The 21899-nt window shown below is 55.9% G+C and carries 16 protein-coding genes; 3 read left to right on the forward strand and 13 right to left on the reverse strand.

Features of this window, described 5'->3' with window-relative positions; genetic code table 11:
• Window positions 1–46: 46 nt before the first annotated feature.
• Both NI000_RS02785 and pepF read right to left on the reverse strand, forming a co-directional pair.
• Window positions 47–2596, reverse strand: coding sequence for a S8 family serine peptidase (locus NI000_RS02785; protein ID WP_253407515.1), 2550 nt, complete (start codon window positions 2594–2596; stop codon window positions 47–49).
• A 3-nt stretch (window positions 2597–2599) separates the two neighbouring features.
• A complete protein-coding gene (pepF, locus tag NI000_RS02790) occupies window positions 2600–4402 on the reverse strand; it encodes an oligoendopeptidase F (protein WP_253407520.1) in 1803 nt (600 codons plus the stop codon).
• An 86-nt stretch (window positions 4403–4488) separates the two neighbouring features.
• On the opposite strand from pepF, the gene NI000_RS02795 reads away from it, so the two are divergent.
• The gene (locus NI000_RS02795; RefSeq protein ID WP_253407527.1) at window positions 4489–4791 is read left to right on the forward strand and encodes a hypothetical protein; all 303 of its coding nucleotides are present in this window, start codon (window positions 4489–4491) and stop codon (window positions 4789–4791) included.
• Here the strand turns inward: NI000_RS02795 and NI000_RS02800 are convergent.
• Both NI000_RS02800 and NI000_RS02805 read right to left on the reverse strand, forming a co-directional pair.
• Entirely contained in the window at window positions 4778–5707 is a 930-nt protein-coding gene (locus tag NI000_RS02800) for an MsnO8 family LLM class oxidoreductase (protein WP_253407529.1), read from the reverse strand. The two genes, NI000_RS02795 and NI000_RS02800, sit on opposite strands and share 14 nt — an antisense overlap.
• A 120-nt stretch (window positions 5708–5827) precedes the next feature.
• Complete coding sequence (locus NI000_RS02805) at window positions 5828–6607, reverse strand: SDR family oxidoreductase (RefSeq protein ID WP_253407531.1); 780 nt, start codon at window positions 6605–6607, stop codon at window positions 5828–5830.
• Between the two features lie 609 nt (window positions 6608–7216).
• On the opposite strand from NI000_RS02805, the gene serS reads away from it, so the two are divergent.
• Window positions 7217–8506: a serine--tRNA ligase gene (gene serS, locus NI000_RS02810; RefSeq protein ID WP_253407532.1), complete on the forward strand. Its 1290-nt coding sequence runs from the start codon at window positions 7217–7219 to the stop codon at window positions 8504–8506.
• Window positions 8507–8573: 67 nt separating this feature from the next.
• Here serS and NI000_RS02815 read toward each other — a convergent pair whose 3' ends face one another.
• From NI000_RS02815 to citZ, 8 genes are all read right to left on the reverse strand, one after another.
• Window positions 8574–8771: a copper amine oxidase N-terminal domain-containing protein gene (locus tag NI000_RS02815; RefSeq protein ID WP_253408381.1), complete on the reverse strand. Its 198-nt coding sequence runs from the start codon at window positions 8769–8771 to the stop codon at window positions 8574–8576.
• Window positions 8772–8803: 32 nt separating this feature from the next.
• Entirely contained in the window at window positions 8804–8989 is a 186-nt protein-coding gene (locus NI000_RS02820) for a hypothetical protein (protein WP_253407533.1), read from the reverse strand.
• A gap of 380 nt (window positions 8990–9369) precedes the next feature.
• Window positions 9370–9795 carry a hypothetical protein gene (locus NI000_RS02825; protein ID WP_216797707.1) on the reverse strand — a complete coding sequence of 142 codons (426 nt, stop codon included), beginning with the start codon at window positions 9793–9795 and terminating at the stop codon, window positions 9370–9372.
• Window positions 9796–9882: 87 nt separating this feature from the next.
• A complete protein-coding gene (locus tag NI000_RS02830; protein ID WP_253407534.1) occupies window positions 9883–13008 on the reverse strand; it encodes an efflux RND transporter permease subunit in 3126 nt (1041 codons plus the stop codon).
• Window positions 13005–13604, reverse strand: a complete 600-nt coding sequence (locus tag NI000_RS02835; protein WP_253407535.1) for a TetR/AcrR family transcriptional regulator — start codon at window positions 13602–13604, stop codon at window positions 13005–13007. Before NI000_RS02835 ends, NI000_RS02830 begins: the two co-directional genes overlap by 4 nt.
• Window positions 13605–13818: 214 nt before the next feature.
• Window positions 13819–14760 carry a malate dehydrogenase gene (mdh, locus tag NI000_RS02840; RefSeq protein ID WP_253407536.1) on the reverse strand — a complete coding sequence of 314 codons (942 nt, stop codon included), beginning with the start codon at window positions 14758–14760 and terminating at the stop codon, window positions 13819–13821.
• Window positions 14761–15135: 375 nt separating this feature from the next.
• Window positions 15136–16431, reverse strand: coding sequence for an NADP-dependent isocitrate dehydrogenase (gene icd / locus NI000_RS02845; RefSeq protein WP_216797711.1), 1296 nt, complete (start codon window positions 16429–16431; stop codon window positions 15136–15138).
• A 188-nt stretch (window positions 16432–16619) separates the two neighbouring features.
• A complete protein-coding gene (gene citZ / locus NI000_RS02850; protein ID WP_253407539.1) occupies window positions 16620–17732 on the reverse strand; it encodes a citrate synthase in 1113 nt (370 codons plus the stop codon).
• A gap of 527 nt (window positions 17733–18259) precedes the next feature.
• On the opposite strand from citZ, the gene NI000_RS02855 reads away from it, so the two are divergent.
• Complete coding sequence (locus NI000_RS02855) at window positions 18260–19801, forward strand: Ppx/GppA phosphatase family protein (RefSeq protein WP_253407541.1); 1542 nt, start codon at window positions 18260–18262, stop codon at window positions 19799–19801.
• Here NI000_RS02855 and ppk1 read toward each other — a convergent pair.
• On the reverse strand, window positions 19767–21860 hold the full coding sequence (gene ppk1 / locus NI000_RS02860; RefSeq protein ID WP_253407543.1) for a polyphosphate kinase 1: 2094 nt from the start codon (window positions 21858–21860) through the stop codon (window positions 19767–19769). The two genes, NI000_RS02855 and ppk1, sit on opposite strands and share 35 nt — an antisense overlap.
• Between the last annotated feature and the right edge of the window lie 39 nt (window positions 21861–21899).

Below are 21899 nucleotides of genomic sequence, written 5' to 3' on the forward strand. Positions count from 1 at the left end.
GCACTATTTATTTTGTCAACCCTTTTTTATCGGTGTGCGATGTGGATCAATTCATCATGCGGGCCAGCAGGGTCACAAACTCTGCCCGCGTCGCTTGGCTTTCCGGACGGAACGTCCCGTCGGGGAAGCCTATGATCCAGCCTTCCGCTTTCAGCTGCTTCAAAATGCCTACTCCCCAATCCGTCTCTTTTACATCTGCAAAAGGCGACGTTCCTCTCTGCTTCCCGCTCATCTTCATGCTTCTTGCCATCATGGCGGCCATTTCCATACGGGTAAGGTACCGGTCCGGGGCCAACGATCCGTCGGGATAACCGTCGATGATCTCTGCCTGGGCGGCTTTGGCGATGTACGGGTAAGCCCAATGATCGGGTCCAAAATCCGTATAGCGGACTTCTTTTTGCTTCGTCAGCTTTAAACCTCGGACTAGCACGGCCGTCGCCTCCGCCCGCGTAATCGGTCGATCCGGCATGAACCGGTAATGCTCGTACCCGTCGATGATTTTCCGCTCGGACGCCAGCTTGATCACCGCCTCGGCCCAATGCCCTTTGACGTCGGCGTATCCGCCAACCAGCGGCTTAACCTCGGCTTTAAGCTCGTAGAACCGGTCATCGAATGCCGCGTCCGCCGTTAACCGGATGTAATAAACGCCCGGCTGCCAAAGCTGGCTTAGCAGCGCCTCCGACGTGCCGTCAGGATTCGTGACAGAGTCGACCGGCTTGAGCGTGCCGTTATAGGCGGACATCGTCATCCGTATGTTCTGCGGAATGCCGGATAAACGAAGCTCGACCAGACTTTCCTCTTCGATGTTCAGCGAAAACCAGTTTGCGCCGCCGATCTTGTCCAGCAGCCCTTGATATTTCGCTCCGGGCTGCATGACCGTAGCCGAGTACGGCTTATCGTGCGGACCGTTCGGATCGAGCAGCTTGGGCTTGTATTGGATCGCAAGCGTGTACTCGCCCGTAATGGGAGGGAGATAGCCCTCGGCATTGCTGACGCGGATGTAATAGTCGCCCGGATAGACGTCCGTCTCCGGAAAATATTCGGACTCCCCTTCGCCGCCCTCGTCGATCGTCTTGCCCTTTTCCCCTCTCTTTTGAACGAACAGCACCGGGTCCATCCGGTTCGTATCGACGGATAACCGGACGCTGAGCTTGCCTGTTTGCGTAACCGGGAGCATATACCAGTCCTGATCGTTGTTCCGGTGAAACGTTCCTTTCAAGGTCTGACTTTGCGCCGGAAGCACGTAGGCCTTGTACTGCTTGCCGTTATCGGCATAGGCATCCTTATAAATCTCAAAGGAGGTCGTAAGCTTGAATTCCAGCTTGTGCTTGGCGGAGGCGTTTTTGAGCTGCAGCTTCAAGTAGCTTTTACCTTTCTTCACCGGCATCGTGACCGCTCCCGCTGCGCTTAAGGAGTAATCTTTAACGCCCCCTCCGGCATCCGTATGCGTAACGGCTACCTCCTCCTTCGGATCCAACTCCAGCTCCAGCTTGACGCTTCCGTCGTAAGGCGCCTCGAAGGTAAACCAGTTCGGATCGCTCCCGTTCTCAAACGACCCGCTGACCGTCTTGCTTACCGAGATGGGGGTGGCCTGCTCCTTCCGGTCGTTCCGCTTGTACATGTGCTCCGAATAAGGATCCTTCAGAACGCGGTCGGCGCGCAGCAGACCGTAGCCGGTCCCGGGACTCCAACCGTTCCCGCTGAGGTCCTCGGCCGTTTGCCGGAGCAAGCTGCGAATTTGATACGGCTTCATCCAAGGATACTTGGACCAGGCCAGAGCGCAAACCGCCGCAACCTGAGGCGCCGCCATGGAGGTGCCGTCCTTGTGTTCGTATCTCCCGCCGATCCCCGTCGTAAAAACGTCCCACGGCGCCACAAGATCTACCTCGGGACCGCTGTTGGACAGCTTATGCGCCTTTTTGTCCGCCGCCATGCCGCCGACGGCCAGAACGGTAGGATACGCTGCCGGGTATTTGACGGTGTTTCCCTCGTTGCCGGTGGCGGCGACGAGCAGCACCCCCTTCGTCTCGGCATAGCGCACGATTTCGCTCATGTAGTCCGAATACTTGTTTAAGCCGAGCGACAGCACGACGATTTTGGCCCCGTGATCGACGGCGTAGCGGATGCCCTCGCCCAATTTGGCTTCGCTGCCCGTGCCGTCGTTCTCTACCGCCTTCACCGGCATCAGCTTGGCCTTCCACAAAATGCCGGCGATTCCTTTATCGTTGTTGGCCGCAGCACCGATGATTCCGGCGACATTCGTGCCGTGTCCGTTGTCGTCGCGCGGCGGCTGGCCGGGCTCGATCAAATTGATTCCTTTTACCAAATTCGGCGTCAGATCCGGATGGTTCAAATCAACGCCCGTATCCACGATCGCAATTACGATCGAGTCGTTACCGGTCGCGACATCCCAAGCCTCGTTCATATGAATTTGCTGCAGATAGGCTTGCTTCTCCACTAACGGGTCGGTCGGGTAAGCGGAGATTTGCACTTCCCTCGCTTCCTCGGCCGCCAATATGGAAGAATGTGGAACAAGGGATGTGCATAGGAGTAAAATGCAAATCAGGACGATGATGTTTACTTTTTTATTCGGCATCGCTTATGAAAATAACTGCTCCAGCTCGTCGATCAAGGAACCGACATAGGCGACCGTGCTGCGAATCGGCTGCGGCTCGGACATATCGATGCCGGCGAGCTTCATCAGCTCGAGCGGCCGCATCGTGCCTCCGGCCTTGAGTACGTCAAGCCAGCGGTCCACGGCCGGCTGCCCTTCCTCGCGAATGAGCTCGGCTACGGCCGTCGAGGCCGTTAAGCCCGCCGCGTACGTATACGGATACAGCCCCATATAATAATGCGGCTGCCGCATCCAGGTTAATTCCGCTCCCGCGTCGAAGTCGACCGCATCTCCCCAGAATTCCGACAGCACGCTTCCCTTCAGCTCGCGGAGCTTTTTCGCCGTCAGCGCCTTGCCCGCTTCCGCCGCCTCGTACACCCTTCTTTGCATGTCGCCTTCCAGCAGGTGCGTGACGAAATTGTGATAGTAGGTGTTCAGAAGCTGAAGAATCACCCAGCGTTTTAGACGCGGATCGTCGGACTGCTCCATCAGATGCCGGGCAAGAAGCAGCTCGTTCATCGTCGACGGCGCTTCGATAAAATAGGTGGACGGCCTGTAGTTCGTATACCGTTGATTGCGCGCGGCCAGCATCAGATGGCCCGCATGCCCCAGCTCGTGCGCCAGCGTAAAGGCGCTGCGCATGTTGCCCGCCCAGGTGATCAGGATGTAGGAATGCGTGCTGTACGGACTTGAGCAGAAGGCACCGGTCGACTTGCCGATATTGTCGGCGTAATCGATCCAGCGCCCGGTCAGCGCCTGCTCCATAAGCTCCGTGTATTCGGGCCCCATCACCCGGAGAGCGTCCAGAATTGTCCGCCCCGCCTCTTCGAACGTGACCGAAGGACTGAATTCCGGATCGAGCGGAGCTTTCAAGTCGCAGAACCGGATGCGGTCCAAGCCGAGCACCCGCTGCTTCAGCCGGGCCAACCGCCGCATGTGCGGTGCCAGCTCCGTACGGATAATATCAAGGATGTTATGATACATCGGAATCGTAACCTGCTGCGGCTGGAGCAGCATATGCGTCACGGATTCGTATCCGCGCAGCCGGGAAATAACCGTCTGTTTCTTTACTTCGGCGGCATACACGGCGGCAAACGTATTCTGGTAAGACTCCAGCGTCCCGGTAAACGACTGGTAAGCATTGCGGCGCAGCACGGTATCCGGTGACAGCTCGTAGTCAGTTTCGTACAGTGCGAACGAAACCGGCCGCGTTACGCCCTCCCCGTCCTCTACGGAAGCGAAGGACATATCTGACAGCTTGCTTCGCTGGTAGATCGTATAGGGGGCTCCCAGCACTTCCCCGAGCGACGCCAGGACCGCTTCCGTCTCTGCCTGCAGCCGGTGCGGCTTCGTTTCCAGCAGATCCGTCAAGCTTTTGCGGAACGATTCCAACTTCGGTTCCTCTCCTATGTAACGCTCCAGCCACCCGTCCGGCAGCTCCAGCAGCTCTGAGCGAATGAACGAAAGCGCAGCCCCCGCTTGCGCAGCGACATCTCCGACCCGGGCAGAATTCGCTTGGTACGCCGGGTTCGTTCCGTCGCCGGACAGCTGCAAGCGGGCATATGTAGCGGCGCGCAAAAGCCGCACGTGCAGCGCCTCCTGGGCTTCCAGACATTCCAGAAGCAGGCCGGCCCCTTCGTGCAGCTTCCCTTTAAAGCGCTCCATGGACGGAAGAGACTCGGCGATGCCGGTCATCTCGGCTTCCCAAGCTTCGTCTCCTGCATATAAATCGGCTAAATTCCAAGTGGATTGTGGCTCGACCTGATCTCTTCTTTTTCTCTCTTTCATTTCTGCTTGCTCCTTTACATTTGAAGTAGACCGTTCCATCCGTCATAATAAAACAAAATGAAATCATCGATAAGGATGACCGGCTTATGGCATTCGGTATTAAAAGAAAAGAGCTCGTTCAGTGGAAAGAAGCGGTCACTCGCGGGGAGATCGCTTTTTTAACCCATTTTTGGTTCGACCCGCGGTTCCCGCAGTTTCATTCGGTCACCAAGGTCGGATGCTCGGATATGAACCGGCTCGTCGCATGGTGCGAGACCAATGGACTTAATCCCCGATATATACACGATCGCGAAAGCTTCCCGCACTACGACCTGATCGGACCGAAGCAGATCGAAATTTTGCAAAAGGTAGGGCTCGGGGAACACATCGAACGGTTCAAGCTGTTGTGACACCTCCCGCAGTTCCCCATACGGCGTCCGCCAGCAGCTCATACGAACGAAGACGGCTTTCGTAATCGGGCCCCAGCGTCACGATCATAAATTCGTCGACATCGCAATCCCTCTGCAGCTGCTCCAATGCCGCCTTCACTTGTCCCGGAGTTCCGATCATCGGCTTGGGCCGGTCCGCTCCACTGCCTTCCTCCGGCTGAAGCAGCCTCTTCGCTTCGGATGCGAGCCCGTGCGCCTCCTCTTCCGTATCCGCGCACAGGATGCTCACGGCCATGATCACACGCGGAGCGGCCCCCAAGGACGTTGGCCGGAACTCCCGAACGTAGGCGGAAAGCACTTCCGCCCCGTCCCGGTCGCTCATGAATTGGCCGAAGACGTATCCGGTCCCGAAATCCGCAGCATACGAGGCGCTCTTCCGATTCGTCCCGAGCAGCCATACCTCCGGATCGGCAGGAGGAACAGGCATGGCCCGGACCGGCACATCCTCCACGCGAAATTCGTCGGCAAGCAAGGCGGACAAAGAACGAAGCGATTCGGGCAGCTGCCGGACATTTTCCAAAAAATTGCCGCTCAGCGCCATGCTCGTATGCGCCGACCCTCCCGGAGCCCGGCCGATTCCGAGATCGATCCGCCCGGGATACAAAGCCGCGAGCAGCCGAAACGTTTCGGCCACCTTGATCGGCTTGTAATGCGGCAGCAGCAGCGCCCCGGAGCCGAGCCGTATCCGCTCCGTGTGCGCCCCGATATGCGACAGCAGCACTTCCGGCGCAGGGCAGGCCAGCCCCTGCTCCGCGGCCCAGTAGCGCGAATACCCCAGCTTCTCCGCCGTCTGTGCAAGTCTGCGTGCTTGCGCCAAAGCGGTCGAAGCATCGGCCCCTTCAAGCAAAGGAACAAGATCCAGCAGGCTTAGCTTCATGTGTGTCCATTGCTCCTCTCTCAGGGCTTGCTTCATTCTTTCTAAGTTTATCCAACATCTGCCGCGTCATCAACTTTGCCGCAGGGCGGATTGGCCTCGGACCTTCAGGATCAAAAAGCCTCAGTCCCAAAATCCGCCGTCTGAGTGAATAATTTGTCCCGTCACCCACCGGGCGTCGTCGCCGGCCAGAAACCGGATCAACCGTGCGACATCATTCGGCTGTCCGATGCGTCCCATCGGAAATTTGGGAAGCAGCGTCCGCTTAAACGCTTCGTCCATCCACCCCGAATCGGTCGGTCCGGGATCGACCGCATTGACCGTGATCCGGTGCGGGGCCAATTCCGCCGCGAGCGAGACGGTAAACGCCGAGATGGCCCCTTTGGTCGCAACATATGCCAGATTCCCCGGCATCGGACCTTTGTCTTGTCCCGATACCAGATTGATGATCCGTCCGCCCCTCCCCCCTCTTAACCTGCGGGCAAATTCCACCGAAAGCATGCAAGTGCCGCGAACATTGACGGTGTAATGCGCATCGAGAATAGCTGCGTTCAGCGCCTCGAAACCGACTTCTTCGCAATGCGTTGCGTTATTGATCAATATAAACGGGGTGCCCAGCCGGTGCTGCACTTCATCCAGCAGCCGAATCGCCGAATCTTGGTCAGATAAATCCAGCTCCATTGACCCTGTCCTCACACCGAGTGCGACAAGCTCCTCGGTCATCTGCTTCGGCCACTCCCGCTCGCTTCCATAAGGCTGAGCTTCGTCATATTTGCGCCAATGGGTAAAAAACAGATCGGCGCCCTCTTCCGCCAGCGCGCGGGCAATGGCGCTCCCGATGCCCCTCCGGCGGCTCACTCCCGTCACAATGGCGATTTTGCCTTGCAGTCTTTTCTCGTTCATACGATCTCCTCCCGTAGATGGAGACGCGGCGGTGTGAGCTGCCGGAGATGCAACTATTCCCGGCTGAACTAAAAAAGCGGATACCATGAGGTATCCGCTTGCCGGGTGTCGGGCTCGTTCCCATAGCGTCCCTGTAATGGTGACAGACAGGCACACCTCTCCCGTTAAACCAATCGGGATCGTGCGCTATCCGGTTCATTAACCATTACAAAGTGCCTGCCATCGGAAACAATTCCCCTTTCCTGCATCTCTATCCTGATTGTACAAGAACGGCAATGACCGGTCAATCCAAAACAGGCCGGAAGCGCCACGCGATTCCATCGCCTCGCTGCCCTGCACTTGAATCCTTTACCCGAATAAGCTATACTACAACAAATTGAATGATCGACCATTTGCCTATGAAGAGCATCCAACTCGGAGGCGTTCTCGTTAAAGGGACCAATACCGTCCCTCAAGTGAACCGGGCCCGCCCGTTAACGCGGAACCAAAGCGGATCGGACCGCCATGCTGTCCGGTCAAGTTGGGTGGCACCGCGAGACAAGCGCTCCTCGTCCCAAAAGGATACAGGGCGCTTTTTGTCATTTTCCTAAAAAAAAGGAGCGGTACCACATGCTGGATATTCACTGGATTCGCCAAAATTACGAGAGAGTACAAACGGTCGCCGATCAAAAAGGAATCGCCGTTTCCGTCTCCGAGCTGCTTGCTTGGGACGAGAAGAAGCGAAATCTGCTTCAAGAGACCGAGAAGCTGCGCCACGCCCGAAACAAGCTGTCGGAGGAGATCGGCACACTCGTTCGTATGGGAGGCCATAAAGAAGCTGAGCCGTTGAAACGTAACGTGAAGGATCTTGGCAGCCGCTTGGCGGAGACGGAACCGGAGCTGGCTGAGGCCCAGCGTCAGTTCGATCAGCTGATGCTTCGCATCCCGAACGTCGTATCTCCCGACACGCCTGTCGGGCGTTCGGATGCGGACAATATTGAAATTCGGCGTAACGGGACGCCGCCCGCGTTCGCTTTCGAGCCCAAAGACCACGTAGCCCTCGGCGAGCTTCACCGGATGATCGACATCCCGCGCGGCGTCAAGACGGCCGGAACACGGAACTATTACCTGCGGGGCCCCGGAGCCCTGCTGCACCGCGCCGTACAGCAGCTTGCGGTGGATCTGCTGCTAAGCCGGGGCTTTACGCTCATGGAGGTTCCGCTGCTCGTACGCGCGGATGCCTTGACCCATACAGGCTACTTCCCCTTCGGCCAAGAGCAGGTGTACCGGATCGCGGACGAGGACAAGTGGCTGGTCGGCACCTCGGAAGTGCCGCTAGTTTCGTATTACAGCCATGAGGTGGTCGACGTGCGCGATCCGCTCATGCTTGCCGCCGTCTCGTCGTGTTTTCGAAGCGAGGTCGGCTCGGCAGGCAAAGACGTGCACGGCTTATACCGCGTGCATCAATTTTCCAAAGTGGAGCAGGTTATCGTGTGCGAAGCCGAGCTTGACCGTTCCGAGCCGCTGCTGGAAGCCATCACGAGCAACGCGGAAGAGCTTCTGCAACTGCTGGAGCTGCCCTACCGGGTCATGGCCGTCTGCACCGGCGATATGTCGCAAAAAACGTATAAGCAGTACGACATCGAAACTTGGATGCCGAGCCGCCAAGCCTACGGCGAAACCCATTCGTCGTCCCACCTGCTCGACTTCCAGGCCCGCCGTTCGAACATTCGGTATCGCGATTCGGGCGGCAAGCTGCGCTACTGCCATACGCTCAACAATACGGCCGTCGCTTCGCCGAGAATCTTAATCCCGCTGCTGGAAAATCATCAGGCCGAGGACGGCTCGATCCGGATTCCTCCGGCGCTGCGCCCGTACATGAACGGCTTGGAGCGGCTGCTCCCTCCGTCCGAAGAATAGCTTTCCAGCGTTACGGACGCTGCCTTGCATCCCGGTTCCCCTGAGCTTCCGCGCGCAGCCGCTTCAGCTAGGCTTCCGACAACGGCTTGGCAGGCGTCTCCGTGTTGATGACGACCAGGCGCGCGGAAGGTTCCCAGCTAATCGAAGCACCCAGCGCTTCGGCAACGAACCGGACCGGAACATAGGTAGCATCCTGGATCAGCTGTGCAGGCACGTCCAGCGGATAAGGCTTGCCGTTCAGGTAAGCCGTCCCGCTATCCAGCATAAGCTCCACAGATGCCGTTTTCGTCCGGGCGGTCACTTTCCGGCCGGCTCGGGATTAGTGATGGGCGAAGAAGCAGACGCTTGTTCCGCGCCAACCTCCGCTGCTCTGGCCTGCGATAAGGGAACGAGGCTGCTCCCTATGGCAATCCATCCGGCCATAAGCAGCTTTACCGGCAGCGAACCCGCCCCGGAGTGAAGCAATTCATCCAATGAACGCATCGGTGCTTCCTTCCCCTTTCCGAAACTCGTGTGCTTTCTTCCCATTTAGACGAAAGGACGGAATAAAGGTTGCTCCAAAGCGCGCAGGTCCGGACGAAAAAAAGGCCGGGGTTTTTACCCCGGCCAGATTGTTGAGAAAGAGGTTTATGATTGAAATAGAGATGCAAACGGAGGTGGGGTATCCACTGGAGAAGCGATAGCCGCCTTTGTCATCGGGAAATGTCCGCTACTAAGCGGCTTCCAATGAAATTTCCCGATGACAGCAGCGGTCGGAAGTGGATACCCCACCCCCTCGTAACCTCTATAATCCCGTTTCGACCACTTTCTCAACAAGCTCAAGGCCGGGGCTGTTACCCCGGCCTTTTTCACTCTAATCTGAACTAAAATGCGTATGGGAACTTCATCAGCGTAACGACAAGAAAGAAAATGATGCCGTTGATCACGCTAAGCGACTTGATGGAGCCGATGTGAGCTTTGATATTGCCGCCGGCCGGATCTTGCAGCGCCTTACGCATTTTGCTGCCGAGAATGCCTGTCAGCGCCCCGATGGCTAGGAATAGAACGACCGCCAGCACCATCCAAAGCACCGAATAATGCGCCTTGCTGACCAGATAACCGCCGGACAAAAATGCGATCACGAGCGCCAGCTGTCCCGCACGGTTGGCGGCAAACAACACATTCAAGAAACCGAACTGCGCTGTTCCCGATTGCAGTGCCTCCACCCGCATCGCCAAAAACGGCAGCATGAGATAAAAGCCCATCAATATGGCGCCGAGCACATGTAAATACAAAAACACTTGCTGCATAATCCCGGGACCCTCCCTATTCAACCTCGTTTTCTCTCTCCCCTAGTATACAAGAATACGAGCTTCCTAAGCAAATTCGGGGCGGGCTTATGGATGGACCGCTTTACCCGCTTTCGCCGAGCGTTTGTCGCGCCACTTCTGTAAAATGACAAACAGCGACGGTACGACGATCAGCGTCAGCATGGTCGAATACAGCAGACCGGAAATAATCGTAATTCCCATCGGGCGCCATAAATTTCCGCCCATGATCGTCATCGGCAGCAAGCCGCCGATCGCCGTGGCCGTCGTCAGCAGAATCGGCCGAAGCCGCGCTTTTCCCGCTTCCGCTACCGCTTCGTACAGAGGCAGTCCGCGTTCGCGCGCCTGCTCGATAAATTCGATCAGAATGATCCCGTTCCGCACCACGATGCCCGCCAGGCTGACGAGCCCCATGAGCGCCATGAAGCCGATCGGCGAACCCGAAAGGAACAGCCCGATGATCGCGCCGCCTGCCGCCAAATAGACGGTCGAGAGAATGAGCAGCGGAATCGAGAGCGAGTAAAACTGCATGACCATAATGATGTAAATCAGCAAAATAACGATGACCGACAGCTTTCCGATGGAGGCAAACGCTTCGTTACGCTCCTCGTTTTCGCCGCCGAACTGAATCGAATAGCCTGCTGGAACATTGTAACTTCCCAGCTTGGCTTGCAGATCCTTCACAATATCGTCCGCCAGCCGGTCCTGCGTATAGCTGCGCACGGTAATCGTCCGGGTCTGGTCGCGATGATGAATCGACTTGATCATTTGGCTGGTGCGGATATCTCCCAGTTCGCGCATTTGAACCGTGCCGCCCTTTTGCGTCGAGACGTACATTTTCTTCATCGTCTCCAACGGGTCGGAGGAACGCATCTTGGCGTACAGGGTCACGTCGATCAGATCTTCGCCTTTCTGCATCTCCGACACTTCCAGCCCTTCGGTTGCAATTCTGAGCGTCGTGGAAAGATCCTTCTCGTTCACGCCGAATACATTCAGTTTCGCCGGGTCCGGTTCCACCTCGTAGGTGTTCATGGCCTCTCCGACATCGTCGGTGACGCTGATCGTACCCGGGATTTCTTTCAGCATCGCTTGAACGTCCGCCGAAATCTGGCGAAGCTCCGACAGCTCGCTGCCGCTGATGCGAAGGGCGATCGGCGCGCCGACAGGCGGTCCCTGCTCCAGCTCGCGCGGCGTAATCTCCACATCGGAGGGGAACATCGCCTTCAGTTGCTCCCGCCACTGCACGACGGCGGCTTTCGTATTCAGCTGCTTCACATCGACCTTAACGAACAGCTGCCCGATCGAGATGCCCGTCTGATCCGCTTCCGAGTAATAAAAATGCGGAGCCGTCCGCCCGGCATAAGCCGAGACGAAGCGCACACCCGGCTGCTCTTCCATCCATGCTGCGGCCTTGCGGATTGTAAACTCCGTTTCCGCAAACTGACGTCCGGACGGAAGCTTGAAGTCGATGAGCATCTCTTCCTTCTCCGCAGGCGGAAAATACTGCACCCCAAGCAGCGGCATCAATCCGAAGGCGGAGGTGCCCAACAGCAGCGCAGCGAGCCCGGTCAGCAGCGGACGCCGCAAGAAGCGGTGAATCTGCTTGCCGTAAAAGGCGCTCAGCCTCGCGATCGGCTTGCCGAGCAGACCCGGAGATTGCGTCCCTTCGCTTCCAGACGCGCCTCCCGTACCTTTGGTTGGCTCGGCCTTGGAGCCTTTGCGGCGAAGCCGCCGCTCGCCTACCCATTGGCGGAAAATCGGAACAATCGTCAGCGACATCGCCATGGAAGCCGCAAGCGACAACGAAATGACGACAGGAAGCGGGCGAATGAAGCTGCCGATGTTGCCCTGCAGGAAAAACAGCGGCAAAAACGCAGCAGCCGTCGCAATCGTCGCCGTCAGAATCGAAATGGCGACATCGCGGCTTCCTTCCAACGAGGCCGTAGCCGGATCGTCGCCCAGCTGCAGGCGGCGCTGGATGTTGTCGTTCACGACGATGGCGTCGTCGACCAGAATTCCGAGCACGATGACGAGCGCGACGATCGTAATCTGATTCAAATCGATACCCATCGCTTCGACGGGAATAAAACCGATCGTGATGGACACCGGAATGGCCAAGGCCACGATCAGCGAAGTGCCGAACGTTAGTCCGAGAGAGCAGACGACGATAACCGAAAGAATCCCCATCAGCAGCTCTCTACCCAGCTCGTTAAACAGATGGTCGAGACTTTCCTTTTGCGTAAACAGCGACTCGATCCTCACATTGGCCGGCAGCTTCGGCTCCAGCTCCGCAACCTTCTTGTCGATGCGATTCTGCAGCGACGGGACATCCGTGCCTTTCTCCGCATTAATGACCAGATCGAGGACAGGCTTTCCGTTATGTAAGATGGATACTTCTTTTTTCTTCGAGCGCAGCTTGACGTCAGCGACGTCCTTGATCTTCATCGCGCTGCCGGGGGGCAGACCCAGAAGCTCCGTGTTCGCGATATCCTCGGCGGACTTCCATTCTCCGCCCATATTGACGTAATACTGCTTGGCGCCCTTGTCCACCGTACCGAGCGGCACCCGGTCATGCTTATTTTTCAGCGACTGCGCTACGATACCCCATGGCAGCCTGAGCGTATCCAGCTTGTCAGTGTCAAGCGTAATCGCCACTTCCTGCTCGGGCAGTCCGACGACCTGGACGTTGCTCACGCCGGGAACGGTTGCGAGCTGCTTTTTCCAGTAGTCCATCGTCGTCCGCAGCGACTCCAGCTCTTCCGGCGTCTCCACGACAAAATGCAAAATTTGCGCCGCAATTTTGCTTAAGTCGTCGTTCACTTCCGGCTGGTGCGCATCTGCCGGCAAGTCTCCTTGCGCAGACTGCACCTTCTGGCGCAGCGAGTCCCACGCCCTGCGGATATCCGTATCCGACTTCAGCTCGACTTGAATGACCGACACGTTGGCGGCCGAAGTGGAGGTGAGAACTTTGATTCCGCTGATTTCTTTAATTTTATCTTCCAGCGGGCGGGTGACGAACTGCTCCACTTTTTCCGGCGAAGCCCCCGGGTAGACGGTTTTCACCAATGCGTACGTGATCTCGATCTCGGGATTCTCCCTCTGCTTCAAGGTGAAAATATTGAACACCCCGAGCACGACCGCCATCACGAAAAACAGCAGCGTTACCTTGCGGTATTTCAGCAGCTTCGCGATCATCCTTCGCTCACATCCGTTTCCGGCAGGCAGTTGACGTTGATCCCGACGAGCACCTCGGCAAGCGGATCAAGCTTTTCCAGACCGTATCCTTTTTCGATGAACCATTGGTAAGCGACCATCTCGAGCATTCCGATCTCGGCATAAGCGGTCATTTCCAACTGCTCGTCCGTATATCCGGGGTAGACATTGAAGTGCTTGAACATGTCCTTGACAACCTCGCAAACATTGCCGTAAAACTGCTTCGAGATGTCCGCTATTTCAGGAGAGGCGGCGCCATGCCGCTTCAAAATGTTAAGGATGGTCCGGTTCTGGTAATAAATGGTCAGCGTTTGCCGGATCAAACGGTCATGCATCTTGTCGTTGTGCAATTCGCGAGGGTCCAGCGATTTCGGTTCGAGCGCGACGACGATTTCCTTCAAGCACTCCTCCGCCACACTGCGGAACAAGTCTTCCTTGCTTTTAAAATAAAGATAAAACGTGCCCTGCGCCATGCCGGCATCCTTCACGATGTCCGACACTTTGGTGCTATGATACCCTTTTTGCTCAAAAAGCTTCAGCGCCGACTCGACGATTTTGTCTCTCTTCTCTACAGCCAACGGTGAATTCTCCTCCCCTAGGACCCTCGTCACCGCAGGTCCCGACAATATGACTGATTCGTCAGTCATTTCGTATCGTACCATGGATTGCCATGGCTTTCAATCCCTTGATCGGCAGTTTTTCACCGGCTCCGCAAAAGAAAAGGGAAATAAAAAAGACCAGCTTCGGCCTTTTCGGCGGAAACTGGTCTTTCTTTGAACAGGTGGTATGCGATTAGCCCGTAACGACTTTGATAACGTTGCGTACGGATTCAGCGGATTTGTCGAGTGCTGCTTTCTCTTCCGGAAGCAGCTCCAGCTCGAATACTTTCTCGATGCCGTCGCCGCCAAGCAGCGTCGGTACGCCCATGAACAGGTTGTCATAGCCGTATTCGCCTTGGAGCAAAGCGATGGAAGGCAGAACGCGTTTTTTGTCTTTCATGATCGCTTCCGTCATTTGCACGATGGAAGCAGCCGGTGCGTAGTAAGCGGAGCCGTTGCCCAGCAGGTTAACGATTTCGCCGCCGCCGGTACGCGTACGCTTCACGATCGCTTCGATGCGATCAGCCGGAATGAGCTTCTCGATCGGAATCCCGCCAACATTGGAGTAACGAACGAGCGGAACCATGTCGTCCCCATGACCGCCGAGTACAAAGCCGCGCACGTCTTCTACGGAAACGTTCAGCTCCTGCGCGATGAACGTGCAATAACGAGCCGTGTCAAGTACGCCGGATTGGCCGATAACGCGGTTTTTCGGGAAGCCGAGCGTTTGGTAAGCGACATATGTCATGGCGTCTACCGGGTTGCTCAGGATGATAACGATCGATTGCGGGCTCGTTCTCTTGATATTTTCGCAAACGGATTTCACGATGCCTGCGTTCGTGTTCACGAGGTCGTCGCGGCTCATGCCCGGTTTGCGGGCAATCCCTGCCGTGATAATCACGATGTCGGAACCGCTGGTCTCGTCATAGTTGGACGTGCCGACAATGTTCGCGTCGAACCCTTGCACCGGGGAAGCTTCGAGCATATCCAGCGCTTTCCCTTTGGTCGGGTTCTCCAGTTGAGGGATGTCCAGCAATACGACGTCGCCGAGTTCTTTTTGCGCCAGCATCAGCGCTGTTGTCGCACCTGTGAAGCCTGCGCCGACAACCGTAATTTTTTTACGTTGGATTGCCATAATCAATTCCTCCCATAGTTTGTGCTTTATCGCACATTAATTTTATGTTTCAATTTCGGGAATTAGCATATGACTTCGGCTTAATCTTTATCAATGACGCATGGAAGCGTGTTCTTGTGCAGCACGGCGCCAGCTCGTGTGCACAAGAACAAACGCGTTCCTACACCAACCTAACACATAAACGCCCCGGCACGCATGAAAGCGTGTCTGCGGGCGCCTGGCTTCAGCCGGGCCGCCCGCAGACAAACGCGCTCCATTCTCAAACGCCACATGGGTGCGCCTCTACCCTGTTACCGACAACTTTCGTCGTCCAGGGGCCGAAACCCCTGGGGCCTCCCTTGTAAGGGAGGTTTGGAGGGTTAGATTCTCCGAGGGTTAGAAGTTTTTGATGATCTCGTCGGCAAACGCGGAGCATTTAACTTCGGTTGCGCCTTCCATCAGACGAGCGAAGTCGTAAGTTACCGTTTTGTTGTTGATTGCCGTTTCCATTCCTTTGTAGATCAGGTCAGCCGCTTCCAGCCAGCCCAGGTGCTCTAGCATCATAACGCCGGACAGAATAACGGAGCCCGGGTTAACAACGTCGAGACCTGCGTATTTCGGAGCCGTACCATGCGTTGCTTCGAAGATCGCATGACCGGTTACGTAGTTAATATTTGCACCTGGTGCGATACCGATACCACCGACTTGAGCAGCCAGAGCGTCGGACAGGTAGTCACCGTTCAGGTTGAGCGTGGCGATGACGTCGAAGTCGGTCGGACGAGTAAGCACTTGCTGCAGAGCGATGTCGGCAATCGCGTCTTTCACGATGATTTTGCCAGCAGCTTCTGCGTCTTTTTGCGCTTTGTTCGCCGCGTCAACGCCTTGCTCTTCTTTAATTTTGTCGTACTGAGCCCAAGTAAACGTTTTGTCGCCAAACTCTTGCTCGGCGAGCTCGTAGCCCCAGTTTTTGAACGCACCCTCGGTGAACTTCATGATGTTTCCTTTATGTACCAGGGTCACGCTCTTGCGGTTATGCTGGATCGCATATTCGATCGCGGCGCGGATCAGACGCTTCGAGCCTTCGGAAGATACCGGCTTGATTCCGATACCGGACGTTTCCGGGAAGCGGATCTTTTTCACGCCCATTTCGTTTTGCAGGAAAGCAAGCACTTTTTTCACTTCGTCGGAACCTGCGGCCCATTCGATACCGGCATAGATGTCTTCGGTGTTTTCACGGAAAATAACCATGTCCACCAGCTCAGGACGTTTAACCGGGGAAGGCACGCCTTTGAAGTAACGAACCGGGCGGGAGCACACGTACAGATCCAGCTCTTGGCGAAGCGCAACGTTCAGGGAACGGATACCGCCGCCGATTGGCGTCGTCAGAGGTCCTTTGATCGCTACGATGTATTCGCGGATTGCCGTCAACGTATCGTTCGGCAGCCAGTTATTGTATTTGTTGAAGGCTTTCTCGCCTGCAAAAACTTCGTACCATGCAATTTTTTTCTCGCCTTTGTATGCTTTCTCTACCGCTGCATCCAATACGCGCTTGGAAGCCGCCCAAATGTCCGGACCTGTGCCGTCGCCTTCGATGAAAGGAATGATCGGATTGTTCGGAACGTTCAGTTTGCCGTTCGTGATGGTGATGCGTTCGCCTTCAGTCGGAAGTGCGTATTGTTCGAATTGTGCCATGAATAGGTAAGCCTCCTTGGAATGGTTTGGAGCCGTTGCAACAAGCTCCGTGGAATAGGGATGATGATGTCAAAAATATACGGGAGCAGCGGCGCACGTCCCCTTCTCAGAAGACCGGTAACGCCGCAGCCGCCCGTAGGAGAGCTGCTTTTCTATTGCTTCCCGCAGGTGCGGGCATCCCAGCCGGATTAGCGCTGCTCGATCGGAACGAAGGCTTGGTGCGACGGTCCCGTATATTCGGCGCGCGGACGAATGAGGCGGTTATTATCGAATTGCTCGAGAATGTGTGCCGTCCATCCGGACGTACGGCTGATCGCGAAGATCGGCGTGAACAAGTCGCGCGGAATTTCGAGCGACGTGTAGACGGAAGCGGAGTAGAAGTCTACGTTCGGCTTCAATCCTTTTTGCCCGGTGACGATCTCTTCGATTTGAATGGACATGTCGTACCAGTTCATGTTGCCGGTAATTTTACCGAGCTCCTGGGACATTTTTTGAAGATGCTTCGCGCGCGGATCGCCGTTTTTATAAACGCGATGGCCGAAGCCCATAATTTTCTCCTTATTGGCCAGCTTATCGTTGATATAGCTGGTCACGTTGTCCGCCGTACCGATTTCTTCGAGCATCGCCATAACCGCTTCGTTGGCGCCGCCGTGCAGCGGGCCTTTGAGCGCGCCGATCGCGGACGTCACGCCCGAATAAATATCGGACAGCGTCGCAACGGTTACGCGCGCAGCGAACGTCGAAGCGTTCAGCTCGTGGTCGGCATGAAGCACCAAAGCTTTGTCCAGAGCCTGGATGGCGATGGCTTCCGGTTGTTTGCCCGTGAGCATATACAAGAAGTTCTCGGCAACGGAAGCACAGGATTTCGGCGCGATTGGCTCTTGGCCTTGGCGGATGCGAGCGAATGCTGCTATGATCGTCGGCAGCTGCGCTTGCAGCTTGATCGCTTTGCGGAGGTTGGATTCCGGAGTCATATCGTTCGCCTCGTCATCGTACAGCGCCAAGCTGGAAACGGCGGTACGAAGCGCGGCCATGGAATTGACGTCTTTCGGGTACAGCTTGATTTGTTCGATCACTTCGGCAGGAACCGAAGCGTTGTCGCTCAGATCTTTGGTTAATTGATCCAGTTCGGAGCGATTAGGAAGCTTGCCGTACCATAACAAGTATACGACCTCTTCGAACGTGGCGTTCTCTGCAAGGTCGTCGATATTGATGCCGCGATAGGTGAGCACACCGTCTATAATGGAGCTGATGGAGGACGTTGTGGCTACAATTCCTTCCAAACCTTTGGTAGCAGTCAAGATAATCTCTCCTTTTGCGTTCGAATTCACATAATTCTAATATAAAGTATTTAGAAACTAAAGTGAACAAATTCAGACATAAAAGTTCATTATCAGCACAATAAACAGATGCTATCTGCGGACTGAACCGTATGTACTCAAACCGGCAAACCCCCATCCGTAAAGGATCTATCCAGTTTCATTATACTCATATTAACTCATAAAAAATCATAATGAATCCAGTTGGGCGGCTTTATTTTAGATAGGTATTAAATCAACATAGTACTTTTCTGATTCGCAATTCGTTGGTACATTCGAGGCAGGGGTGGTAAATTTTGAAAAATTACAGCCTGTTCGAGAAAATAATGATTATATCGATGTTGGTCCTCGTAATATTTTTCATTGGTACTTTTTTTGTAATCAGATCTATTTTGCAGCATATTTCCTTTGCCCCTTAGGGGGAGGTTATCGAAGGCGGATCAGTGGACTTCCATCTGCCGTAACGGTAAAATAAAACTAACTTTCACCCGTTAGCAGGAGGACCAGCCATGAACAACAGCCGGCGAATCGGCATCATTGACATCGGCTCCAACTCGATCCGGTTGGCCGTGAACGAACAGACGACGGACGGAGCGTACCGCGTGATCGGAGAATTCAAGGAATCCGCACGTTTGAGCCAGCGGATTGGCGCCGACGGGACATTGGCGCAAGCGGATATTCAGGTGATCGTGCAGATCTTGTCGCATTTTAAACGGATATGTTACGCTCACGAAGTGACCGAATACCGGGTAGCCGCCACGGCGGCCATCCGCAACGCCGCAAATTCTCAAGAGATTCTGGACACGCTGGGCCGCGAAAGCGGATTTCACGTCGAGCTGCTGTCCGGGGAGGACGAAGCCAGACTCGGTTTCTTGGGCATGATCCAGACGATGGATATTGCTGACGGCTTTCTTGTCGACATCGGCGGGGGAAGCACCGAAATTTCGCTCTTCCGCGACCGCACCTTGATCCGCAGCGTATCGTTTCCTTTCGGGGCGGTCAATACGACGCGCAAATTTGCGCCAAACGGCGAATTCCAAGAAGAACAGCTGCGGGGCATCCGTCAAATGGTCGAGGACGCGATTGCCCGCGAGCCCTGGATTCGACAGGCTCCCGGCCTGCCTCTCGTCGGGCTCGGAGGCGGCGTCCGGACGCTATGCAAAATCAATCAGCGCAAGCGCAAATATTCCTTGCCGCTTACGCATAATTATTCGATCCCCGCCGCCGAAGTGGACGAGCTCGCCGCCTGGCTCCCGCTTATGTCCGGAGAAAAACGCAAAAAAATCGACGGTCTGTCCAAAGACCGCTACGATATTATCGTCCCGGGACTGCTGATTCTTCAGACGATCTTTCAGGCAGCCGGCGCTTCGCACTATGTTGTCAGCGGCGCGGGCCTGCGGGACGGTCTGTTCTTTGAAAGCTTCTACCCTGCCGACACGGAATTGAAGCATATGGCGGAGCGAAGCGCAGACAACCTGCTTGCCCTTCATTCGACGGCCCCCCGGGCGCATCTCTCGCAGGTGAGCCGGACGGCCTTGAAGCTGTTCGATGCCTTGACGGAGGCGGGAAGGCACCGCTTCGATCCGCGCGTGCGGCTGTGTCTGATCATCGCGGCCAAGCTGTACCGGATCGGCGCTTCGCTTAGCTATTACCAGTATCCGAAGCATTCCTTCCACATGATTGCGCACACGCGCATCGACGGTCTGACCCACCGCGAAATTCTGATTTGTGCCTTGGCCGCTTCGTACAAAACAAAAGCACGGACCCAGCAGGCCGTGCAGCATCACAAGGATATTTTGAAAAAAACCGACACCGACCTGATCGCTAAGCTTGGCACGCTGCTTAAGCTCGCCGTCGCTCTCGATATTAGCGAGACGCAGGCGTTGGAAGTGACGACTGTGTTCTCGGAGAGCAAGGCGCTGCATTTGCGGCTGAAAGCAAAGCACGACCCCTCTGCGGAATACAGAGAGGTCCTTGGACTGCAAAAAGAATTTAAAAATACATGGGGACAGCAGCTCAAAGTTCACGAGTCGTCGTTTTCCACGAACTGATGCGCATCGCTGCAAATTGACTGCGAAGCTGCGGCCCGCTTCCTTCCGCGCGGACATGCTCGTACATGCCGTTCGGTTGGAGCTGCCGCGCCTTCACGTTATCCTTCAGGCTGAGCCGCAATATATTGATCAGCGACTGCTGGATGCTTTTGTCAAATACGGGGCACATCAGCTCGACACGCCGCGTCAGGTTCCGGGTCATCCAGTCCGCGCTGGCGATATACACTTCCGGCTCCCCGCCGTTCTCGAAATAAAAAATGCGCGAGTGCTCCAAGAAGCGGTCCACAATGCTGCGTACCGTTATCCGCTCGCTCAGTCCCGGAACACCGGGCCGCAGGCAGCATACGCCGCGCACGATCAGATCGATCTCGACCCCCGCCTGCGAGGCCGCATACAGCTCGTCGACCATCTGCTGGTTTGAGAGCGAGTTGAACTTGGCAATGATCCGCGCCGGCTTGCCTTCGGCGGCGTGCTTCGCTTCGCGGCGGATTTTCTCGAAGAGCTTATCCATCATGTCCGTAGGCGCCACGCCGAACGCTTTCCAATTGTGCGGCGCCGAATACCCGGTCACCTCGTTGAACAACGCGGAAGCGTCCTCCCCGATCTCCTTATGCGAAGTAAACAAGCCGACATCGGTATACAATCTTGCCGTATTATCATTGTAATTCCCCGTGCCCACGTGCACGTACCGCCTCAGCCCGTCCGCTTCCTGCCGGACGACCAGCGTAATCTTGGCATGCGTCTTCAGCCCCACGAGCCCGTAAACGACGTGGCAGCCCGCCTGCTCCAGCTTGCGCGCCCAAGCGATGTTGCGCTCTTCGTCAAACCGCGCCTTCAGCTCCACTACGACCGTGACCTGCTTGCCGGACTCCGCCGCACGGGCAAGTCCTTGAATCAGCGGGGAATTCCCGCTGACCCGGTACAGCGTCATTTTAATAGCGAGCACTTGCGGATCGTAAGCCGCTTGAAGCACAAAATCGGTGACGGCATCGAACGACTCGTAAGGGTGATACACCAGCACATCCTGCTGCCTCAGCTTGGCGAACAGATCCTCGACATCGTCCAGCTCGGAAGGATAGACCGGTTGGATCGGGGCATAGCGCAAATGATCGAAGCCTTGGAGCGCCGACGCCATTTTCATAAAATACGTCAGATCAAGCGGCCCGTCGATTTCAAAAATATTCTCGACAATCTCGAACTCCTCCGTCAGCTGCTCCAGCGCATACGGGTGAATGCCCTTCTGCACCTCAAGCCGGACCGGCGTCCCCCAACGCCGCTTGCGGAGCTGGATTTCGATCTCCTCCAGCAAATCCTCGGCGCCTTCCTCGTTCAGCGTCAAGTCCGCGTTGCGTGTCAGCCGGAACGCATGGACCGACATTGGAATATAGCCGCTGAACAGCGTATGTATATGCTTTTCGATGAGATCTTCCATGAGAATGAATTCGCGCTTCTTGCTGTTGGTTCGTCCGGGCACCGCAAGGCAACGGCTTAAATTGGACGGCACCTGAAGGATCGCAAAATACGGTTCGTCCTCCGGATCGTCCCCTTCCTTCATCAGCACGACCGCCAAATATAAAGCCTGGGTCCGCACCAGCGGAAAAGGCCGCGACTGGTCGACCGCCATCGGCGTCAGCACAGGAAAGACGATATCGTGGTAATATTCGTCCATCGCCTTGCGCTGGGCTACGTTCAAATCGTCGTATTCGGTAAAAATAATGCCTTCTTTGCCAAGCAGCCGGATAATATCCCGGTACGTCTTGTATTGCTCCGTTACCATTTTGGAGGAGCGCTTCATGACGCGTTTGAACAATCCGGCGGGCGTATAGCCGGTGAAATCTTTTTTCGTATGGCCCGCTTTGATCTGATCTTTGACGCCGGCTACGCGGACGCTCATAAACTCGTCTAAATTGGAAGAAACGATCGATAAAAATTTGACGCGTTCAAGCAGCGGCGTCTCGGGGTCCTGCGCCTCCTCCAGCACACGCCAGTTGAACTCGACCCAGCTTAAATCGCGGTTCAGATAATGGTTGGCGGTCTCACGTGCGGCAATATCCTTCATAAGGTAGTAAACCCTCCATGGTCATTCACCGTTTAGCTT

Origin of the sequence: Paenibacillus tyrphae, assembly GCF_024158745.1 — a bacterium.
Taxonomy (GTDB): domain Bacteria; phylum Bacillota; class Bacilli; order Paenibacillales; family NBRC-103111; genus Paenibacillus_G; species Paenibacillus_G tyrfis_A.